The following is an 18488-nucleotide window of genomic DNA, read 5'->3' as shown; positions in this document are numbered from 1 at the left end:
GCTCCCATCCCAGTGCCCGCATGTCTGGTCGCGGGTCGCCCACGACGTCATACTAGAACAGGATTTCGACGGTTGTGTATTGGTTTCCGGAAAGGGTTTACCTCGACAGCCGGCCAAACAGCGATGAATTTGGATCAAATCGCTCGCGCCGCGAACCGCTCGCCGGCGGACTGTGCGTAGGATGGGTAGAGCGAAGCGAAACCCATCACTGTGTGCCAGCCTGACGAATGATGGGTTTCGCTTGCGCTCTACCCATCCTACGTGAACCGGCGCGGCTAACGCTGCACGAACCCGTTATGCAGCGTGGTGAACAGCGCCTTGCCCTTCTTCACCAGATCGTATTTGCGGCCGTAAAGCAGCCAGACCGCGGTGAGATGGCACATCCCGCCCATCATCAGCGACATCGCGGTGTAGGGATCGAGATTGCGGCGATAGGTGCCGGCGCGGCTCGCCTGCCTGATCAGCTGTACATAGCGCAGCGCGTATCTGTCGACCGCCTTCTTGATCCGCGGCTCGGCGGCAAGCACGCTCGGCCAGATCTCGAGGAAGAACACCCGGCCCCAGCTCGGGTTGTCCTTGATGTACTGGAAGTTGGTCAGGAAGATGATGCGGAGCTGCTCGACGGGATCGCCACCCTTAACCAGCAGCGGCTCGGTCTTCTGATACAGCGCCTCGAAATTGCCCTCGGGCACATCGAGCACCAGCGCGCGCTTGTCCTCGAAATAATCATAGATGCTGGAGAGCGGTACTTTCGCCGCGGCGGCGACCTCGGTGAGCGAGGTGCCGTCGATGCCTTTTTGGCCGAACAGCTTGGTGGCCGCCGTGAGGATCTGCTCGCGCCGGTCGCGGCTGCGTTGCTGCTTGAGCTTGAGTGTCGTCCCCGAAGCCACTTTCGTCTCCACGCGTCCGGGAAAAAACAGTAAGGCAGCGGGACCGGAACACAAGCGCTATTGCAACGGGATACAGCGTAGGATTGCCATCACACCGGCGTGTTCCGCCGTTCATGGCGACGGAATGCATCGCGGGCAATGATCTGACGCATGATCTCGGAGGTGCCGTCCAGAATGCGGACCACCCGTGTTTCCCGCCAGATGCGCTCGATCGGCAGGTCCCTGGAATAGCCGGCACCACCGAACAGCTGCATGGTCGTGTCAGCGACGCGCTGCACCATGTCGGCGCCGGTATATTTGGAGAGCGCGGCCGCGGCGGTGCGGGCGGCGGCATCGCCCTGGTCGTAGCGCCACGCTGCCTCATAGGCGACAAGGCGCGCGGCATGCAGCGAACTCGCCATGTCGGCGATCTGCCACTCGAGGCCCTGATGGTCGCGCAGCTTGCGCCCGAATGCCTCGCGCTCCGAGACATGGTCGAGGGCGTAGTCCAGCAGCTGGCTCGCCGCGCCGACGCAATAGGCGCCCCAATGGGTGCGCCCGGCATCCAGGCACCGCATCGCGATGGCGAATCCTTCGCCCTCCTGTCCCAGCAGATTCTCGCGCGGAACACGGCATTCCTCGAAGATCACTTCGGCGTGCTCCGAGCCGCGCCCGGCGGCCATCTCGACCAGGCGGCCGATGGCAAGACCCGGCGTCTTTGCGTCGACGACAAAGGCCGCGATGCCCTTGGCGCCGGCGGACGGATCGAGCGTGGCGAACACCGTGAAAACGCCGGCCGCGGGCGCATTGGTGATGTAGGTCTTGCGGCCGTCGAGCACGTAATGATCGCCGTCCCGCCGCGCCCGGGTCTGGATCCGGACGGCATCGGATCCGGCATTCGGCTCGGTCAGCGCGAACGCGCCGATCACCCGTCCGCTGGCGAGCTCCGGCAGCCATCGGTCGCGAACCGCCGGCAGCGCGAAGAACTCGATCGCCTTCGAGCCGATGTGAACGTTGACCCCGCTCAGATAGTAGAAGGCGGTGTGGGCCTTCGCGAGCTCCTCGATCGCGATGCAGCTGCCCAGCATCGAGAGGCCGAGGCCGCCGAATTGCTTCGGCGTGTTGGTGCCGAACAATCCCATCCTGCGCAGGCCGGCCATGGCGCTGTCCGGCACCTCGCCGGTCGCCTCGATCGCGGCATCGTGCGGCTGCAGCTCGCTACGCACGAATTCGCGCACCCGGCCCTGCAGAACGCGGAGATCGTCGGGAAGCTCAAAATGCATGGCGCACCAAAAGTCGAATAATCTTCGAAAATGTTGCGCCGCCTCCCGGCAGATGTCAAGATTTTGCGGAAGTTCCGGAGAATACGGCATGCTCGCAGGCTTGATGCAGCAGGTCCCGCTCACCCTCAATCTGGTGATGGAACGGGTCGCGGATCTCTATCCGAACAAGACGGTGACGACGCGGTATTGCGACCGCATCCACGTCATTGGCTATGCGGAGATGCTCGGACGCGCGAGCCAGCTCGCCAACTTCCTCGCCGGGATCGGCGTCGAGCGCGGCATGCGCGTCGCCACGCTGGCCTGGAACTCGCACCGTCACCTCGAGCTTTATCTCGCCGTGCCCTGCATGGGCGCGGTGCTGCACACCATCAATGCGCGCCTGCACGCGCTGGATATTGCAAGACTGCTCGCCCATGCCGAGGATCGGGTGCTGTTCGTCGATCGTTCGATCTGGCGAGCCGTCGGAACGGAGATCGATCTGCGCAACGCGTTTGGAGCTCACTAAACGCTTCAACCCGGCTTCCGACCATCGCATCTTCCGCCGCAACTTTGTCCACTTGTTACGGGACAAAACCACGAGTTGTGGACTGGCGACCTGTCGCTTTGGGGAGAAGATCATGCCACGTTCGTTTCAATCCAATTATTCCGTTCGGCTCTTCCTCGGCCTCGCAGCAGCCCTCACGATCGGGCTTGCCTCGCCGGTATCGGCACAACAGGCGACCGGCACCACGCTGGCCCGCGTGCTCGTGCTCGGTACCGGCGGCACCATCGCGGGGCAGGCCAATGCCCGCGCCGGCAACGCCTATGACTCAGGCAAGGTCAGTGCGGCCAACCTGATCGCGGCGATCCCGGGCATCGACAAGCTCTCCCAGATCTCGGCCGAGCAGATCTCGTCGATCGGCTCGCAGGACATGAACGACAAGGTGTGGTTCGATCTCGTCAAGCGCATCCGCACCGCGATCGACAACAAGGAGGTCGACGGCGTCGTCATCACGCACGGCACCGACACCATGGAGGAGACCGCGTTCTTCCTGCAAAACGTGCTGGATACCGACATCCCTGTGGTGCTGGTTGGATCGATGCGGCCCTCGACCGCGATCGGCGCCGATGGCCCGGCCAATCTTTACGAGGCGATGCGGGTCGCCTCCGCGCTGGAATCCCGCGGCCGCGGCGTGCTCGTGGTGCTCAATGACACCGTCCATGCCGCGCGCTGGGTCCAGAAGACCAATACCACCAGCGTCGAGACCTTCCGCTCGCCCGACGCCGGGCCGGTCGGCTATGTCGACACCGGCGCGCTGCGCTTCCTGCAGCCGGCTGTTCCGGCCAAGGGTGCGAAGCTGAAATTGCCGGATGCGCCGCCATTGCCGCGTGTCGACATCATCTATTCGCACGCCAACATGGACGCCGCTGAGGTCGAGGATGCGGTCAAGCGCGGCGCCAAGGGCATCGTGCTGGCCGGCGTCGGCGACGGCAATTCATCGAAGGGCGCGATCGATGCGCTGGCGGCCGCGGCGAAGCAGGGCGTCGTGGTGGTGCGTTCGAGCCGGGTCGGTTCAGGTTTCGTGAACCGCAACGTCGAGGTCGAGGATGACAAGCTCGGCTTTGCGGTCTCGCTCGATCTCAACCCGCAGAAGGCGCGCGTGTTGCTTGAGCTTCTGATCGCGAACGGCATCACCGAGCCGTCGGCGGTTCAACAGGCGTTCGCGCCGTAGACCGTCAGTTTTGAGGCGCCTGCCGGCTTCACCTGCGCGGCATTGTTCGCCGCGCGCCGCGCCGCGAGCAGCAGGGCGCGCGCCTCCGCGATGCGCGACATCACGGTGGTGACGGGGACGCCGGTGACCTCGGCGATCTCCTTGTAGGACAGATCGATCATTTCGCGCAGGGCGATGACTTCGCGGAGCGGCGCGGGCAGGTCGGCGACCAGTTGCCGGATTGTTGCGCTGTCGCGCCGTTCTGGCGCTACATTCTCGCCGGCTAGTTCTTGGCCGAGTTTCTCCAGGCAGACGGCTTTGAGGATCGCGAGAAGCCACGGCCTGATGGCCGGGCCGCGTAGGCCGTCGAACCGACGCAGTGCGCGCCGATAGCATTCCTGCACGGCCAGTTCGGCGTCCGCCTCGGTTCGCATCAGGACCTGGGCGAACGCGTAGGCATCGTCGAGACACGGCAATGCCGCGTCGCGAAACTGCTGCGCCGTTTTATTCCCGGCTTTCGCACTTCGCATCATAGGGTTGCATCTCGTGAATAGCTTTACCGGCAATCGGCGCAGTGGTATCAGGCTCCGCGCCGGAGTCGTGGACCGTCGCGCCAAGCGTAGGGACAGGAACGACGTGCGCACACGACATGCGCATATCGGGCAGCAAGCGATCGATTATGCCGCCTCTTGATCGATCGGGCGTTCGGAGCACGGATCATGTCCGAGACACAGGTGACCAACCGGTTCTCGATCTTTCATCACGGGCTGGCGAAAGGGCCGGCCTATGAGGCATGGCGCGAAGGGATTTGCCGCGGCTTCTGCCGGCTCGACGTCGGACCGACCGACGACAACCGCATCGACTGCCACAACGAGTTCACGCTGTTGCATTCGGTCGCCATCGCGACGCCACGCGGCGGCTCGGCCCGCTTTGCCCGCACCCGCGCGCTTCTGAATGACGGCTGCGACGACCTCGTCCTGATCTTTGCGACGCGGGGCACGGTGCAAGTCACGCAAGCAGCCAAGGCGATCGAGCTTCAGCGCGGCCAGATGTGCCTCACCGAGATGAATATCGTCGGCACGGCCGATCTCACCCGGTCGGGCAGCTTTACGACGACGCGGTTTCCGCGGCGCTTGCTGCTCCAGATCTCACCCTCGGCGGAGACGCAACTGGCGCGCCCGCTCGGGCGTGATCCGGCCCTGAGCGCGATGATCGAGCGCTATTCCGCGCTCTGCACCGAGCTTGCCGGCGATCTCGACGTGCCGGGCCAGCAGGCGGCGGCGCATCATCTCGCCGATCTGGTCGGTCTCGTGCTCGGCAGCAACGCCGAGACGAAGGAACTGGCGTCGCGGGATGGCGTGGCGAAGGCGCGGCTCGATCTGATGAAGGCCGATGTTCTCAAAAATCTCGACGACGGCAAGCTCACGATCGAGGCCGTAGCAAAGGCGAATGCGCTCAGCACCCGCCAGGCGCAACGCCTGTTCGCGTCCGCAGGGACGACATTCTCGGAGTTCGTCCTCGAGCAGCGTTTGCTGCTGGCGCGCCGGCTGCTGCTGCATGAAGAGGGCGCCGGCCGCAAGGTCAGCGACATCGCCTACACGGCCGGCTTCAACGACTTGTCTTATTTCCACCGCTCGTTTCGCAGGAAGTTCGGCGTAGCACCGGCGGAGATGCAGATGGAGCTGGGGCGCCGGCATTGAACGCCGCGTGTCGCTGACGTAGATCAGGAGACCGGCTTCATCGCAACGAGGGCGCTGCCAATGCCTCTGTGGACCTGCGAACAATGCGGCGCGCAATTTCCCGAGACCGCGGCGCCACCGCCGGCTTGCCCGATCTGCGAAGACGAGCGGCAATATGTGAACTGGAAGGGGCAGGCGTGGCTGACGCGCGATGAGCTCGCAGAGCAGCATAGGCTGGTCTGGCGCGACGATCTCGGCCTCGTTGGACTTGCGCTCGAACCGTCCTTTGCAATCGGGCAGCGCGCGCTGCTGGTGCCGGACCGCGGCGGCTGCGTGATGTGGGACTGCGTGCCGCTGGCGACGGCGGAGGCGATCGCGCATGTCAGATCGCTCGGCGGGCTGAAGGCGATCGCGATCTCGCATCCGCATTATTATGGCGCGGTCGCCGACTGGAGCGCGGCATTCGACAATGCTCCGGTCTATCTGCACGGTGACGACGCGCAATGGGTGACGCGGCCCTATCCGTCGATCGTGCCGTGGCAGGGCGACAGCCATCGCATCTCCGACGACATCCTGCTGGTGCGTGGCGGCGGGCATTTCGCCGGCGCCACCATGCTGCATTGGTGCAAGGGCGCCGACGGGCGCGGTGCGCTCCTGACCGGGGATATCGCGATGGTGGCGATGGACCGCCGTTCGGTCAGCTTCATGTATTCCTACCCGAACTATATCCCGCTCAATGCATCAGCGGTCCGCCGCGTCGCGCGGGCGGTCGAGCCGCTGGCCTTTGAGCGGATCTACGGCGCCTGGTGGGGCAAGAATATCGCTTCCGATGCCAAGGCGGCGTTCGACCGTTCGGTCGAGCGCTATATTGCGGCGATCTCGGACTGACGGTTCCCGCCGCTTGGCTTGCCACGCGGCGCAAGCGCGCTATATCAGGGCTTTCCCGCCCCTTACCGTTTGTCCGAGTTTCCGCATGACCACAATCACCGCTGCCGAATCCCAGCCGTTCCAGGCCGAGGTTGCCGAATTGCTGCACCTGATGGTGCATTCGGTCTATTCCGAGACCGATATCTTCCTGCGCGAGTTGATCTCGAACGCGTCGGACGCCTGCGACAAGCTGCGCTACGAGGCGATCGCCAATCCGTCCCTGATCACGGACGGCACGCCGCCGGAGATCAGGATCGTCCCGAACAAGGCGGCCAACACGCTTGCCGTGGTCGATACCGGCATCGGCATGGAGCGTCGGGAGCTGATCGACAATCTCGGCACCATCGCGCGCTCCGGTACCAGATCGTTCCTGTCGAAGCTCACCGAGGCCAAGGACGGCGCCAATCTGATCGGCCAGTTCGGCGTCGGCTTCTATGCCGCCTTCATGGTCGCCGAGAAGATCGTCGTTACGAGCCGCCGCGCCGGCAGCGACGAGGCGTGGGTGTGGTCGTCGGAAGGCGGCAGCGGCTTCGAGATCGCACCGGCAAGCGAAGAGGCCGCGAAGCGCGTCGCGCGCGGCACCGAGATCGTGCTGCATCTGAAGAAGGACGCCGCCAAATATCTCGAGGCCTACGAGATCGAGCGCATCGTCCGCGAATATTCCGACAACATCCAGTTTCCGATCCTCCTGGTGCCGGAAGAGGGCGAGCCGCGCCAGATCAACTCGGCGAGCGCGCTGTGGCAGCGCTCGAAATCCGAGCTCAAGCCGGAGGACTACGCCCAGGCCTACAAGCAGATCGCCGGTGCGTTCGACGAGCCGGCGATGACGCTGCATTACCGCGCCGAGGGCCGGCAGTCCTACGCCGTGCTGCTGTTCGCGCCGTCGCAAAAGCCGTTCGACCTGTTCCAGGTCGAGCGCAAGGGCAAGGTCAAGCTCTATGTCCGCCGCGTCTTCATCGCCGACGACGCCGAGCTGCTGCCGGCTTACTTGCGCTTCATCCGCGGCGTGATCGACAGCGAGGATCTGCCGCTCAACATCTCGCGCGAGATGCTGCAGAACAATCCGCAGCTCGCGCAGATCCGCAAGGCGGTCACCGGTCGCGTGATCGGCGAATTGGAGACGCTCGGCGAGAAGGAGCCGGAGACCTTTGCAAAGATCTGGGACGCGTTCGGTCCGGTGATCAAGGAAGGCCTGTGGGAGGATTTCGAGCGCCGCGACAAGCTGCTGGCGTTGGCGCGCTTCACCACGACGTCGGGCGAGAACCGCTCGCTGAAGCAGGTTGTCGACGACTTCAAGCCGAACCAGACCGAGATCTATTATCTGGTCGGCGACAGCGTCGAGCGGCTGAAGTCGAACCCGAAGCTGGAATCGGCGCGCGCCCGCGGCATCGAGGTGCTGCTCCTGACCGATCCGGTCGATGCGTTCTGGACCTCGGCGCCGCTCGATTTCGGCGGCAAGCCGCTGAAGTCGCTGAGCCAGGGCGATGTCGATTTCGGCCTGATCCCGCTTGCCGACGACAAGGACGACAACAAGGACGAACCCGCGGCCGACGCCGCGACCACGATCGCCGTGATCAAGGATGCGCTCGGCGAGCGCGTCTCCGACGTCCGCGCCTCGCGGCGGCTGACCGCGAGCGCGTCGTGCCTGGTCGCCGGCGGCGATGCGCGCGACCGCGCGCTGGAGCGGCTGCTCGCCCAGCAGAACCGCGGCGCGATCACCAAGCCGGTGCTCGAGATCAATTTGCGCCACCCGCTGGTCGCGGCGCTCGCGACCGATACCGCGCAGGCGAAGGACCTGTCGCTGCTGCTGTTCGAGCAGGCGCAGATCCTCGACGGCGAGATGCCCGACGATCCCGCCGCGTTCGCTGGCCGCATGAACCAGCTCGTGCTGCGCGGATTGGGGAAGTAGCAGCCAGATCGTAGCGAGCTCTCTGTTCCGTCATCCTGAGGAGCGCGGAGCGCATCTCGAAGGATGCACGGCCGAGAGCTGCTGCAGCGGGGCCGTGCATGCTTCGAGATGGCCGCTGCGCGGCCTCCTCAGCATGACGGGACGAAGAGCACTGGCAGTTGCCTACGGTGTCCCGGATTTCGCTGCGCTCCATCCGGGCTACGCATTTCTAAGAATGGCAAGCTGACTGTGCAGCATTCCGGCGCTTGACATGCCTCGGCCCATTGATGTTATGTTATAACATAACATCAAGCGAATGCCCCATGTCCCGCCGCCGCCCATCCCTCCAGCAACTGTTTGATCTCGATGCAAAAACTCCCCGTCACCATCTTGTCCGGCTTCCTCGGGGCTGGAAAGACCACTTTGCTGAACCACGTCCTGAACAACCGCCGCGACCTGAAGGTTGCGGTGATTGTGAACGACATGAGCGAGGTGAACATCGACGCCGACCTCGTGCGCGATGGCGGTGCGAACCTGTCGCGGACTGACGAGAAACTGGTCGAGATGAGCAATGGCTGCATCTGCTGCACCCTGCGCGACGATCTGCTGAAGGAGGTGCGCGCGCTCGCCGAGAGCGGCCGCTTCGACTATCTGCTGATCGAATCGTCCGGCATCTCCGAGCCGCTACCGGTCGCCGCGACCTTCGAGTTTCGCGATGAGGCTGGCCAAAGCCTCTCCGACGTCGCGCGGCTCGACACCATGGTCACGGTGGTCGACGCCGCCAATCTGTTGAAGGACTACGTCTCGACCGACTTCCTCAGCCAGCGCGGCGAAGCGCTCGACGGCGACAAGCGCACGCTGGTCGATCTCCTGGTCGAGCAGATCGAGTTCGCGGATGTCGTGGTGCTGAACAAGATCGATGCCGCGACGCAGGCAGAGCGCGAGGCCGCCCGCACCATCGTGCGCGCGCTCAATCCCGAGGCCGACATCGTCGAGGCGACTTTCGCCAAGGTCCCGTTCGACCGTGTGCTCGACACCGGCCGCTTCGCCTATGAGCGCGCGCAGCAGCATCCGCTCTGGCACAAGGAGTTCTACGGCTTCGCCGGGCACGTGCCGGAGACCGAGGAATACGGAATCACGAGCTTCGTCTACCGCGCGCGGCGTCCGTTCGATCCGCTGCGCTTCCACGCCTTCCTGCGCGAGAGCTGGCAAGGCGTGATCCGCGCCAAGGGCCATTTCTGGATCGCAACGCGTCCGGACTGGTGCGGTGAGTTGAGCCAGGCCGGCGCGATCGTGCGGACCGAAGGGCTCGGTTCGTGGTGGGCGGCGATCCCGCGCGAGCGCTGGCCGGATCATCCGGACTGGCGGCTGATGATGCAGCGGAGCTGGAACGATCTCTACGGCGATCGCCGGCAGGAGCTGGTCTTCATCGGCTCCGGCATGAACGAGGACGACATCCGCCGTCGGCTCGATGCCTGCCTCGTCACCGGCAGACCGGGCATGGACCCGCAGGCCTGGGCAGAGCTGCGCGATCCGTTTCCGCCGTGGAGCAGGGCAGGCGAGGCGGCGTGAAACAGTCACCGTAGCCCGGATGGAGCGGAGCGCAATCCGGGGTCTCTCGCCGCTTGAGAGGTCCCCGGATTGCGCTGCGCTCCATCCGGGCTACGCTTCTAAAACCGGTCCCAACCCGCGCCGTATCTGCTAGACAATCCCGCATCAGGGACGGAAACGGCGCGGCATTGCGATGGCTGGCGGCAGCGAGATCTTCTACGGCGGCATTCCGGTGTTTCGCGGCTTCGCGCGGCTGATGGACCCCGCGCTGTATGCGCGGTTGCCCGATGACTGGACGGTCGGCGTCGCCGACATCGTGGAATCGACCAAGGCGATCGCGGCGCAGCGCTACAAGGCGGTCAACATGGCCGGCGCCGCGGTGGTCGCCGCCGTCACCAATGCGCTGGAGGGCCGCGAATTCCCCTTCGTGTTCGGCGGCGACGGTGCGAGTTTTGCGGTCGCGCCGGCCGATCTCGACAGAGCGCGCGAGGCGCTGGCGGCGACCGCGCGTTGGGTGCGCGACGATCTCGATCTAATACTGCGGGTGGCGCTGGTGCCGATGGCTGCGATCCGCGCCGCGGGCGCCGATGTCCGCGTCGCGCGCTTCGGGCCGTCGGCCAATCTTTCCTATGCGATGTTCTCCGGCGGCGGTCTTGCTTACGCCGATGCCGCGATGAAGCGCGGCGCGTTCGCGGTCGATCCGGCGCCTCAGGGCACGCAGCCCGATTTGTCCGGCCTGTCCTGCCGCTTCGAGGTGATGCCGTCCGCGCGCGGCGTCATCCTGTCGGTGCTGGTGCTGCCGGCGAAGAACGCCGATCCCGCGTCCTTCCGCAACGTGATCGAGGATATCGTCGTCCGCATCGAGAAGAGTCCCGATGCCGGACGGCCGGTGCCGGCCGGCGGCCCGCCGCTGCACTGGCCGCCGCAGGGAATGGAGTACGAGGCGCGCGCTCGGCGCGGCGGCCCGCTCGCGCTGCGGCGCGCCGTGGTGCTCACATTCGCGCTGTGGGCCTATACGCTGATGCGGTTCAACATCCCGGTCGGCAAGTTCGCGCCGAAACGTTATCTGCAGCAGGTCGTCGAAAATTCAGACTTCCGCAAGTTCGACGACGGCCTGCGCATGATCCTGGATTGCACGCCGGAGCTCGCCGCCGACATCGAGCAGCGCCTTGCCGCCGCAGCCGCGCAGGGCATCGTGCGCTATGGCCTGCACGAGCAGGACGCCGCGATGATGACCTGCTTCACCCCCTCGGTGATGCGCGCCGACCACGTCCACTTCATCGACGGCGCCCGCGGCGGCTACGCCTCGGCGGCGACGGTGCTGAAGGCGCGCGCGGTGTAGCGCTGACCAAGCGGCAGGTTCGGTGCACCTCTCCCGCTTGCGGGGGAGGTCGGATCGCATCGAATGATGCGATCCGGGTGGGGGCTCTCTCCACAATGTGACTCGTGGAGAGAGCCCCCACCCCAGCCCTCGCCCGCAAGCGGGAGAGGGGGCGCGGTCCCGTCGCGGTTGCCGCTCGGCTAAGAACTACCGTCCCACGCGCGTCCAGGTCTCGCCGCCGCACAGCGCGCCGACGCAGCCTTCGACGCGCAGCGTGCTCTCGCCGGTCACCGAGATGCTGCTCGCATAGGTGCCGCCGTCGTCGGCGTTGTAGATCTGGCCCGACCATTTGCCCGCGGCAACCGGATGCATGCCGGAAAACAGCGGCAGCCCGATGATCGGCCGGCTGGACAGCGACGGATTCGGATTCTTGTTGTCGACTTGCGGCTTGCCGGTCATCGGGTCGATCGGGTCGCGCAGGCTCACCACCACGCCGCAGATGCCGCCGCCGCATTTGCTGATCTTGACGCGGGCATCGCCGGCCTGGGTCTGCCAGACGCCGACAGGCTCAGGCGCGCCTTGCGCGTGCGCGGCGGGCACGGCAAGCGCCGTCGCAATGATGGCGATCATGAATCCGAATCGGCAGGCCATGGCTTATTCCCCAAGAGCATGATCCGGACGGTACGGCCGCGTTAGCGCAAAGTGCGAAGCGGTTTTCCGAAAAGATCATGGTCAAACAAAGAACTAAAGCGCGATGACGATTCGACTCAATCTCATCGCGCTTTAGAAGTCGGCCTGCATAACAAGTCGAAGAATTTCTGCAATGTCATATTCGCGCGATCAGGTGAGCGCGCTCCCAAAAAATTTTGGTGCCTGTTTCCGGAGCAGTCATGCTCAGGCAACGCTCCGGTGCGGGGCGCTGCGTTGTATTTATCCCCAGCGGGTCAGCCGGATCGATATGATGGTGGCAAGGCCGAACGCCACCATCGCACCGCCGACCAGCGCAAACAGCGTCCATGCAGGGGCGCTCACGGTAGCGAGCCACCAGCCGCCGATGCCGACCAGCAGCAGGCGGATGGTGCCGGCCAGCACCGGCCCGCCGACCTTGGCGGCGCCTTGCGAGGAGAAATAAAGGCAGACGCCGACGCCGAAGAAGCCGAAGCCCGGGCCGGCCAGCGCGAAATAGGACGAAGCTGCGGCGGTCACGCCGGGATCGGTGGTGAACAGCGCAATCCACAGCGTCGGCTTCAATGCGACCACAAGTCCGACGAGGCCAACGACAAGACCGGCGACGGTACCGGCGGTCCACGCCACCTTGCGGGCGCGCGTCACGAGTCCCGCGCCGATCGCCATGCCGACCATCGGCACCGAGGCGACGCCAACCGCAAACGCGATCGGGATCAGCAAGAATTCCAGCCGCGAGCCCATGCCGTATCCGGCCAGCGTCTCGGTGCCGAAGCTGGCCAGGATCTTGGTGAAGATCAGGATGGTCAGCACGCTCTGCAGCGGCGACAGGCAGGAGATCGCGCCTACTTTCAGGATGTCGAGGAACATCGCGCGCTGGAAGCTGAAGGCGGCGAAGTCGAGCTTCAACCGGCTGCGGCCAGAGGCGAGATACCAGGCGAGGAAGATCGCACCACACGTGAAGGCCGTGAGCTGTCCGGCGGCGACGCCGCGCATGCCAAGACCGGGCATGCCGAACAACCCGAGACCCAACACGCCGCCGACCGCGATCTGGATCATCGAGACCGTGATCAGCGTCATCGAGGGAATCCGCATGTCACCGGTGCCGCGCACGACGGAGGCGAGCGTGTTGACCAGCCAGATCGAGATCGCGCCGGAAAACAGCACCTGCGAGTAATGCATCGACTGCTCGAGCACGCCGCCATGTCCGCCGAGCATCGCATAGAAACTGCGGCCGAAGCCCAGCATCATCACGGTGAAGAACAATCCGGCGCACCCGCCGATGATCGCCGCATGCAGCGCCAGGTCGGCGGCGCGGTCGCGGTCGCCGGCACCGAGCGCGCGGCTGATCGCCGACGAGACGCCGCCGCCCATCGCGCCGGCCGACATCATCTGTGTCAGCATCGCGAATGGAAACACCAGCGCAATGCCGGCCAGCGGTTCGGTGCCGAGCCGGCCGATGTAAGACGTCTCGGCCACCGCGACCAGCGTCGAGCCGAACATGGCGATGGTGTTCGGGATCGCAAGGCGAAGCAGCGTCGGCAGGATCGGCGCGGTCAAGAGGTTGTCGACCGGCACGGCGGGCGCAGCCGCGGCGGGGCCGGTGTCGTCGATCGAGGCTTCAATGGTCATGGGTCGGTTGCCCTTCACCTCTCCCGCTCGCGGGGTCGAGACGAGCAAAGCTCGCTCTTAGGTCGGATTGCATTGGAGATGCAATCCGGGTGGGGGCTCTCTCTGCCATGTGACTCGCGGTGAAACTTCCACCCCAGCCTCGAGAGCGAGCTTCGCTCGCCTCGGACCCCGCAAGCGGGAGAGGGGGCGCAGTTTGCTCGCAGCCGCGGTTCGAGGTCACTTTGTGAAAGCCTGTCGCCAATAAATGACCGACATGCTACGACGCGCAGGCCCCTCAGGCCACCGCCGCCGATGCAGGGGTCACCACGGCAGGCCGCATAGGTCGATCTTGCCCTGGCGTGGCGCGCGAACGATGTCGTTGACGAACGGCGCCATCGCCTCGAAGCGGATCTGCCCGGAAGGCTGTTCGCAATAAACTTCGCCGCTGAAGGGATGCCAGCCGCGCGCCTGGTAGAACGCGAAATTGTGCGGCTCGCAGAATAAGATTGCAAATTTCACCGCGTCGTTGGCACGAATCGTGTGCACGGCGGCGTCGAGCGCGAGTGACGCATACCCGCGCCGCCGGCAGTCCGCGCGGGTCGAGACTCCGCCGATGCCGCCGACATGCACCTTGTGGCCATTCCAGGTGATGGTCCGGAAATAGATACCGACATGGCAGGCGAGCCCGCTGTCGTCGGGCGCATCGAGCAGCACGCGCAAATCCGCGTGGGCCCATTTGATGTCCGCCCAGGCTGGTTTCTCGGCCGCATCCGGGCTCCAGACCGCCTGGAGCAGCGGCTCGGCGCGCTTCCACGATGCATCTCCGTTGAGAATGTCGATTTCGATGCTCATCGTCTGGGTCCTTGGTCTTGGTACGGGCTGCGCCGATCTGTCATGGGCGATCCGAAAATGCGGTGTTTCTCCGCCATGGAACCTTCTATAAGGGGGACCCGTTAAGTGTAGTCTCCCACCCTCTGTTGGACATTACCCCATGACCTTCACGCTACCCGATCTGCCCTACGCCCACGACGCCCTTGCGCCCTACATGTCCAAGGAAACGCTGGAGTTTCACCACGACAAGCATCACCAGGCCTACGTCACCAACGGCAACAACGCGATCAAGGGGACCGAATTCGAAGGCAAGTCCCTCGAGGAGATCGTGAAGGGTTCGTTCGGCAAGAACGCGGCCGTCTTCAACAATGCCGGCCAGCACTACAACCACATCCATTTCTGGAAGTGGATGAAGCCGAATGGCGGTGGCAGCAAGCTGCCCGGCCGGCTCGAGAAGAAGATCAACGAGGACCTCGGTGGCTTCGACAAGTTCAAGGCCGACTTCGCCGCCGCCGGCGCCGGTCAGTTCGGATCCGGCTGGGCCTGGCTGCAGGTCAAGGGCGGCAAGCTCGAGGTCGCCAAGACCCCGAACGGCGAGAACCCGCTGGTTCATGGCGCGGTGCCGATCCTCGGCGTAGACGTGTGGGAGCACTCCTACTACATCGACTACCGCAACCGCCGTCCGGACTATCTGAAGGCGTTCGTCGAAAACCTCGTCAACTGGGACTATGTCGACGAGCTGTTCGGCAAGGCCGGCTGAGCGCGGCTTTGACCGTCGCATATTTCTTCACCCTCCCCTGAAAGGGGAGGGTCGTTTCGCATGCAGCGAAGCGAAATGCGAAACGGGGAGGGGTCATCTCTCAACACGAGCAGTCTCTCAATGGAGAGACTGTGACTCCGCCCCGCCGCTCATTTCATTCGCGTCGACCCTCCCCTTTCAGGGGTGGGTGATTTGAGTGTGCGGCAAGATGCGCCCTCACTCGACACACACCAGCGGGGGCATTGGTGGGTAACGCGGCAAGCTATCTCCTCGTCTTCTTCGGCGGCGGTCTCGGCGCGACGCTGCGGCAATTGATCAACGTCACCTGCGCGCGCTGCATCGGCACCGGTTTTCCCTACGGCACCTTCATCATCAACATCACGGGTTCGACCGTGATGGGCCTGATCGCCGGCTATCTCGCCTTCAAGGGCGACGCCTCGCAGCCCTGGCGGCTATTTTTGATGACCGGCATCCTCGGCGGCTACACCACCTTCTCCGCCTTCTCGCTCGACACCGCGCTGCTCTATGAGCGCGGCGAGCTCGGCCTTGCGGTGCTGTATGTCGCGGGCTCGGTGGTGTTGTCGATCGCGGGCCTGTTTGCCGGGCTCGCGATCGTGCGGCATTTGACGTGAGATATGCTCGGCACCGCCGTCTCTGGAATACTGGATCACCCGCATGCGCATGCGTGGGTGATGACACCGTGTGGTGTGGCAACTTGAATCGAGAACCATCCTTCCCGTCGTCCCGGCGAAGGCCGGGACCCATTACCCCAAATCTCAATTGTTGCGCGCGCTGGGGCCACAATCCCGTTCATGATTGAGTGCGGTGGTTATGGGTCCCGGCCTTCGCCGGGACGACGTGGGGAGGGGGCTCGTCACCTTCCATCCCGCGGAAACTGTTCATCTGTGGAACCCGCCAACCTCCTTCACCGGCGGCATTTCCCGCCTCCAAATTTCCCTTTGGTAACCTCGCCTTAACCATGATTAGCGTTTGGTTAGGGTCGGAATGACGCGTGAAAAGCCCTCGTTTTGACATGTTGGCAGGGGAAGCAGGGCCCGGCTTTGGACGGGCCCCCCATGCGACAGATGTAAGAGGCTCTCGCGCAGTTTTGCCGCGCCGGGCGCGCGGCCGTGGAAGGGATGCCGATTGGCGGCCCGCCGAATTGGGACACTTGCGTTGAGAGGATATTGCCGATGAATCCCGCCGATGTGGCTCAGTCAACTCTGCCACTGGCATCGAGCGACGTGTCGCTGATCGCGCTGTTCTGGCAGGCCCATTGGGTCGTCAAATGCGTGATGTTGGGACTTCTGTCCTGCTCGGTGTGGGTCTGGGCGATCGCAATCGACAAGATCCTGCTCTACGCCCGCACCAAGCGGGCCATGGACAAGTTCGAGCAGGCCTTCTGGTCCGGCCAGTCGATCGAGGAACTCTACCGGGCGCTGTCGGCCAAGCCGACCCAGTCGATGGCGGCCTGTTTCGTCGCGGCGATGCGGGAGTGGAAGCGCTCCTTCGAGAGCCAGTCGCGGTCCTTTGCCGGTCTGCAGGCGCGGATCGAGAAGGTCATGAACGTCTCGATCGCCCGGGAGGTGGAGCGGCTGGAACGCCGGCTGCTGGTGCTCGCCACCGTGGGCTCGGCCGGCCCCTTTGTCGGCCTGTTCGGCACCGTCTGGGGCATCATGTCGAGCTTCCAGTCGATCGCGGCCTCCAAAAACACCTCCTTGGCGGTGGTGGCGCCCGGTATCGCGGAAGCGCTGTTTGCCACCGCAATCGGCCTGATTGCCGCAATTCCGGCGACTATTTTCTACAATAAGTTCACTTCGGAGGTGAACCGGCAGGCCGCGCGCCTGGAGGGCTTCGCCGACGAGTTCTCCGCCATCCTGTCCCGTCAGATCGACGAGCGGGGTTGAGTTAGATGATGGACACTGTTGCGAGCGCACAATCATGGCGATGAGCATGGCAGGGTCCGGCGGCGGTGGCAGACGCCGCCGCGGGCGCAAGCCTGTGATGGCCGAGATCAACGTCACGCCGATGGTCGACGTGATGCTGGTGCTGCTGATCATCTTCATGGTGGCGGCGCCGCTGATGACGTCGAACATCGACATCGACCTGCCGGTGGCGAGCGGCGGCAAGTCGATCTCGTCGAACCAGCCGCCGCTGACATTGTCGGTCAAGCGCACCGGCGGCGGCTGCAACTCGAATGTCGAGCTCTATTTGGGCGACGCGCCGGTCACGGCCGCCGATTTTCCGGCCAAGATCAAGGCGATCGGGGACGCCCGGTCGGATGCCGAAAAGGTGGTCTATCTGCGCGGCGACAAGGACGTCTGTTACACGGATATGATGAAACTGCTCGGGGAGGTCCGGGCCGCAGGATTCAAGGCGAATATCGTCATCATCCCGGAAGGTGGATAGTGCCAATGTACGGCAAGGCACGGGGAAGCCTGATTTGAAGGTCAAGGTCGACAAGACTCTGGCGGCATCGATTGTCCTGCACGTCCTCGTGATCGGGTGGGGCCTGATTTCGTTCTCGACCAAGGCGTATGTAATGCCGGAAGAGGAATCGGTCGCCGTCGACGTGATCTCGTCGGACCAGCTCTCGCACGTCATGGCCGGCCAGAAGGACGGCAAGAAGGAAAATCCCAAGCCGCTGGTCGAGAAGGTCGCCGAGGCCAAGCCAATGGATGATGCCGTCGGCAAGATCGACGACAAGAAGCCGCCGGTCGTGACCGATACGGCGCCAGCGCCGACGCCGAAGGTGGAGAAGCCGGGAAGACAAGAAGCCGGATCCGCCGAAGAAGGTCGAGAACAAGCCGAAGGAAGAGCCGAAGCCGGTCGAAAAGAAGCCCGATCCGGTGAAGCCCGACCCGATCGCCGAAGCGATCAAGAAGGAAGAGAAGAAGCCGCCGCCGAAGCCGGTGCAGCAGGCCGCGAAGCCGCCGCCGGAGCAGAAGCCGAAGGATCGCGTGTTCGACCAGAGCAAGATCGCGGCGCTGCTCGACAAGCGTGACCCGACGCGCGCATCGGCGACCGGCGACACGCTGAACGCCAACGCCGCGCTCGGCACGGCAAAGGGCAAGGCCGCCGACAACTCCGCGACCTGGGGCGCGATGTTCAAGCAGCAGGTCGAGCGCTGCTGGAAGAAGCCCTATGGCGGCATCGAGGCGCAGCAGACAGAGGCGGTGTTCTCGATCAAGCTGAAGCGTGACGGCTCGCTCGAGGGCATGCCGGTGCCGGAAGGGACGCCGGCGACGCCCTATCTGCGCGTCTATCAGGAGAGCGCGCTGCGGGCGATCATCGAATGCCAGCCGTACAATCTGCCGGCGGCCTTCTTCGACGAATGGAAGTATTTTGCGCCGGTGTTCACAGAGCGAAAGACCTGAGGGCGACGGCGTCGCT

At 64.6% G+C, this 18488-nt stretch carries 17 protein-coding genes and 1 pseudogene; 12 read left to right on the top strand and 6 right to left on the bottom strand.

Annotated elements, in window-relative coordinates:
- Positions 1-275 precede the first annotated feature (275 nt).
- Both ACVWYP_RS41035 and ACVWYP_RS41030 read right to left on the bottom strand, forming a co-directional pair.
- Positions 276-890 carry a TetR/AcrR family transcriptional regulator gene (locus ACVWYP_RS41035; protein WP_304497239.1) on the bottom strand — a complete coding sequence of 205 codons (615 nt, stop codon included), beginning with the start codon at positions 888-890 and terminating at the stop codon, positions 276-278.
- An 89-nt stretch (positions 891-979) separates the two neighbouring features.
- Entirely contained in the window at positions 980-2152 is a 1173-nt protein-coding gene (locus tag ACVWYP_RS41030) for an acyl-CoA dehydrogenase family protein (RefSeq protein WP_304497238.1), read from the bottom strand.
- Positions 2153-2240: 88 nt separating this feature from the next.
- Here ACVWYP_RS41030 and ACVWYP_RS41025 point away from each other — a divergent pair, with 88 nt between their 5' ends.
- Both ACVWYP_RS41025 and ACVWYP_RS41020 read left to right on the top strand, forming a co-directional pair.
- Entirely contained in the window at positions 2241-2657 is a 417-nt protein-coding gene (locus tag ACVWYP_RS41025; protein ID WP_304497237.1) for an AMP-binding protein, read from the top strand.
- Between the two features lie 112 nt (positions 2658-2769).
- Complete coding sequence (locus tag ACVWYP_RS41020; protein WP_304497236.1) at positions 2770-3864, top strand: asparaginase; 1095 nt, start codon at positions 2770-2772, stop codon at positions 3862-3864.
- Here ACVWYP_RS41020 and ACVWYP_RS41015 read toward each other — a convergent pair.
- The gene (locus tag ACVWYP_RS41015) at positions 3843-4376 is read right to left on the bottom strand and encodes a sigma factor-like helix-turn-helix DNA-binding protein (RefSeq protein WP_304497235.1); all 534 of its coding nucleotides are present in this window, start codon (positions 4374-4376) and stop codon (positions 3843-3845) included. The two genes, ACVWYP_RS41020 and ACVWYP_RS41015, sit on opposite strands and share 22 nt — an antisense overlap.
- Before the next feature lie 186 nt (positions 4377-4562).
- Between ACVWYP_RS41015 and ACVWYP_RS41010 the strand changes: the two genes are divergently transcribed.
- From ACVWYP_RS41010 to ACVWYP_RS40990, 5 genes are all read left to right on the top strand, one after another.
- Entirely contained in the window at positions 4563-5543 is a 981-nt protein-coding gene (locus ACVWYP_RS41010) for an AraC family transcriptional regulator (RefSeq protein WP_304497234.1), read from the top strand.
- Between the two features lie 60 nt (positions 5544-5603).
- Entirely contained in the window at positions 5604-6410 is an 807-nt protein-coding gene (locus ACVWYP_RS41005) for an MBL fold metallo-hydrolase (RefSeq protein WP_304497233.1), read from the top strand.
- A gap of 85 nt (positions 6411-6495) precedes the next feature.
- On the top strand, positions 6496-8358 hold the full coding sequence (gene htpG, locus ACVWYP_RS41000) for a molecular chaperone HtpG (protein WP_304497232.1): 1863 nt from the start codon (positions 6496-6498) through the stop codon (positions 8356-8358).
- 345 nt (positions 8359-8703) lie between these two features.
- Positions 8704-9909 carry a zinc metallochaperone GTPase ZigA gene (zigA, locus tag ACVWYP_RS40995; protein WP_304497231.1) on the top strand — a complete coding sequence of 402 codons (1206 nt, stop codon included), beginning with the start codon at positions 8704-8706 and terminating at the stop codon, positions 9907-9909.
- Between the two features lie 172 nt (positions 9910-10081).
- Positions 10082-11230 (top strand): DUF3095 domain-containing protein, encoded by a 1149-nt coding sequence (locus ACVWYP_RS40990; protein ID WP_028345413.1) that lies wholly within the window; start codon positions 10082-10084, stop codon positions 11228-11230.
- 186 nt (positions 11231-11416) lie between these two features.
- On the opposite strand, the gene ACVWYP_RS40985 is transcribed toward ACVWYP_RS40990, so the two are convergent.
- The 3 genes from ACVWYP_RS40985 to ACVWYP_RS40975 all read right to left on the bottom strand — a co-directional run bounded on the left by ACVWYP_RS40985 (position 11417) and on the right by ACVWYP_RS40975 (position 14356).
- Complete coding sequence (locus ACVWYP_RS40985) at positions 11417-11860, bottom strand: DUF2147 domain-containing protein (RefSeq protein WP_304497230.1); 444 nt, start codon at positions 11858-11860, stop codon at positions 11417-11419.
- Positions 11861-12139: 279 nt separating this feature from the next.
- The gene (locus ACVWYP_RS40980) at positions 12140-13525 is read right to left on the bottom strand and encodes an MATE family efflux transporter (RefSeq protein ID WP_028345411.1); all 1386 of its coding nucleotides are present in this window, start codon (positions 13523-13525) and stop codon (positions 12140-12142) included.
- A 300-nt stretch (positions 13526-13825) separates the two neighbouring features.
- Positions 13826-14356, bottom strand: coding sequence for a GNAT family N-acetyltransferase (locus ACVWYP_RS40975; protein ID WP_016846957.1), 531 nt, complete (start codon positions 14354-14356; stop codon positions 13826-13828).
- A gap of 139 nt (positions 14357-14495) precedes the next feature.
- On the opposite strand from ACVWYP_RS40975, the gene ACVWYP_RS40970 reads away from it, so the two are divergent.
- From ACVWYP_RS40970 to ACVWYP_RS40950, 5 genes and pseudogenes are all read left to right on the top strand, one after another.
- Positions 14496-15095 (top strand): superoxide dismutase, encoded by a 600-nt coding sequence (locus tag ACVWYP_RS40970; RefSeq protein WP_016846956.1) that lies wholly within the window; start codon positions 14496-14498, stop codon positions 15093-15095.
- Positions 15096-15340: 245 nt separating this feature from the next.
- Entirely contained in the window at positions 15341-15727 is a 387-nt protein-coding gene (gene crcB / locus ACVWYP_RS40965; RefSeq protein WP_304497229.1) for a fluoride efflux transporter CrcB, read from the top strand.
- A 561-nt stretch (positions 15728-16288) separates the two neighbouring features.
- The gene (tolQ, locus tag ACVWYP_RS40960; protein WP_016846954.1) at positions 16289-17002 is read left to right on the top strand and encodes a protein TolQ; all 714 of its coding nucleotides are present in this window, start codon (positions 16289-16291) and stop codon (positions 17000-17002) included.
- Between the two features lie 34 nt (positions 17003-17036).
- The gene (locus tag ACVWYP_RS40955; protein ID WP_028340645.1) at positions 17037-17504 is read left to right on the top strand and encodes a biopolymer transporter ExbD; all 468 of its coding nucleotides are present in this window, start codon (positions 17037-17039) and stop codon (positions 17502-17504) included.
- A 34-nt stretch (positions 17505-17538) separates the two neighbouring features.
- A pseudogene (locus ACVWYP_RS40950) lies at positions 17539-18472 on the top strand (cell envelope integrity protein TolA).
- The last annotated feature ends 16 nt before the right edge of the window (positions 18473-18488 follow it).

It is taken from the genome of Bradyrhizobium sp. USDA 3262, assembly GCF_054060035.1.
The sequence above is the reverse complement of the archived record's forward strand: the minus strand, read 5'-3'. Positions and strand labels throughout refer to the sequence as shown.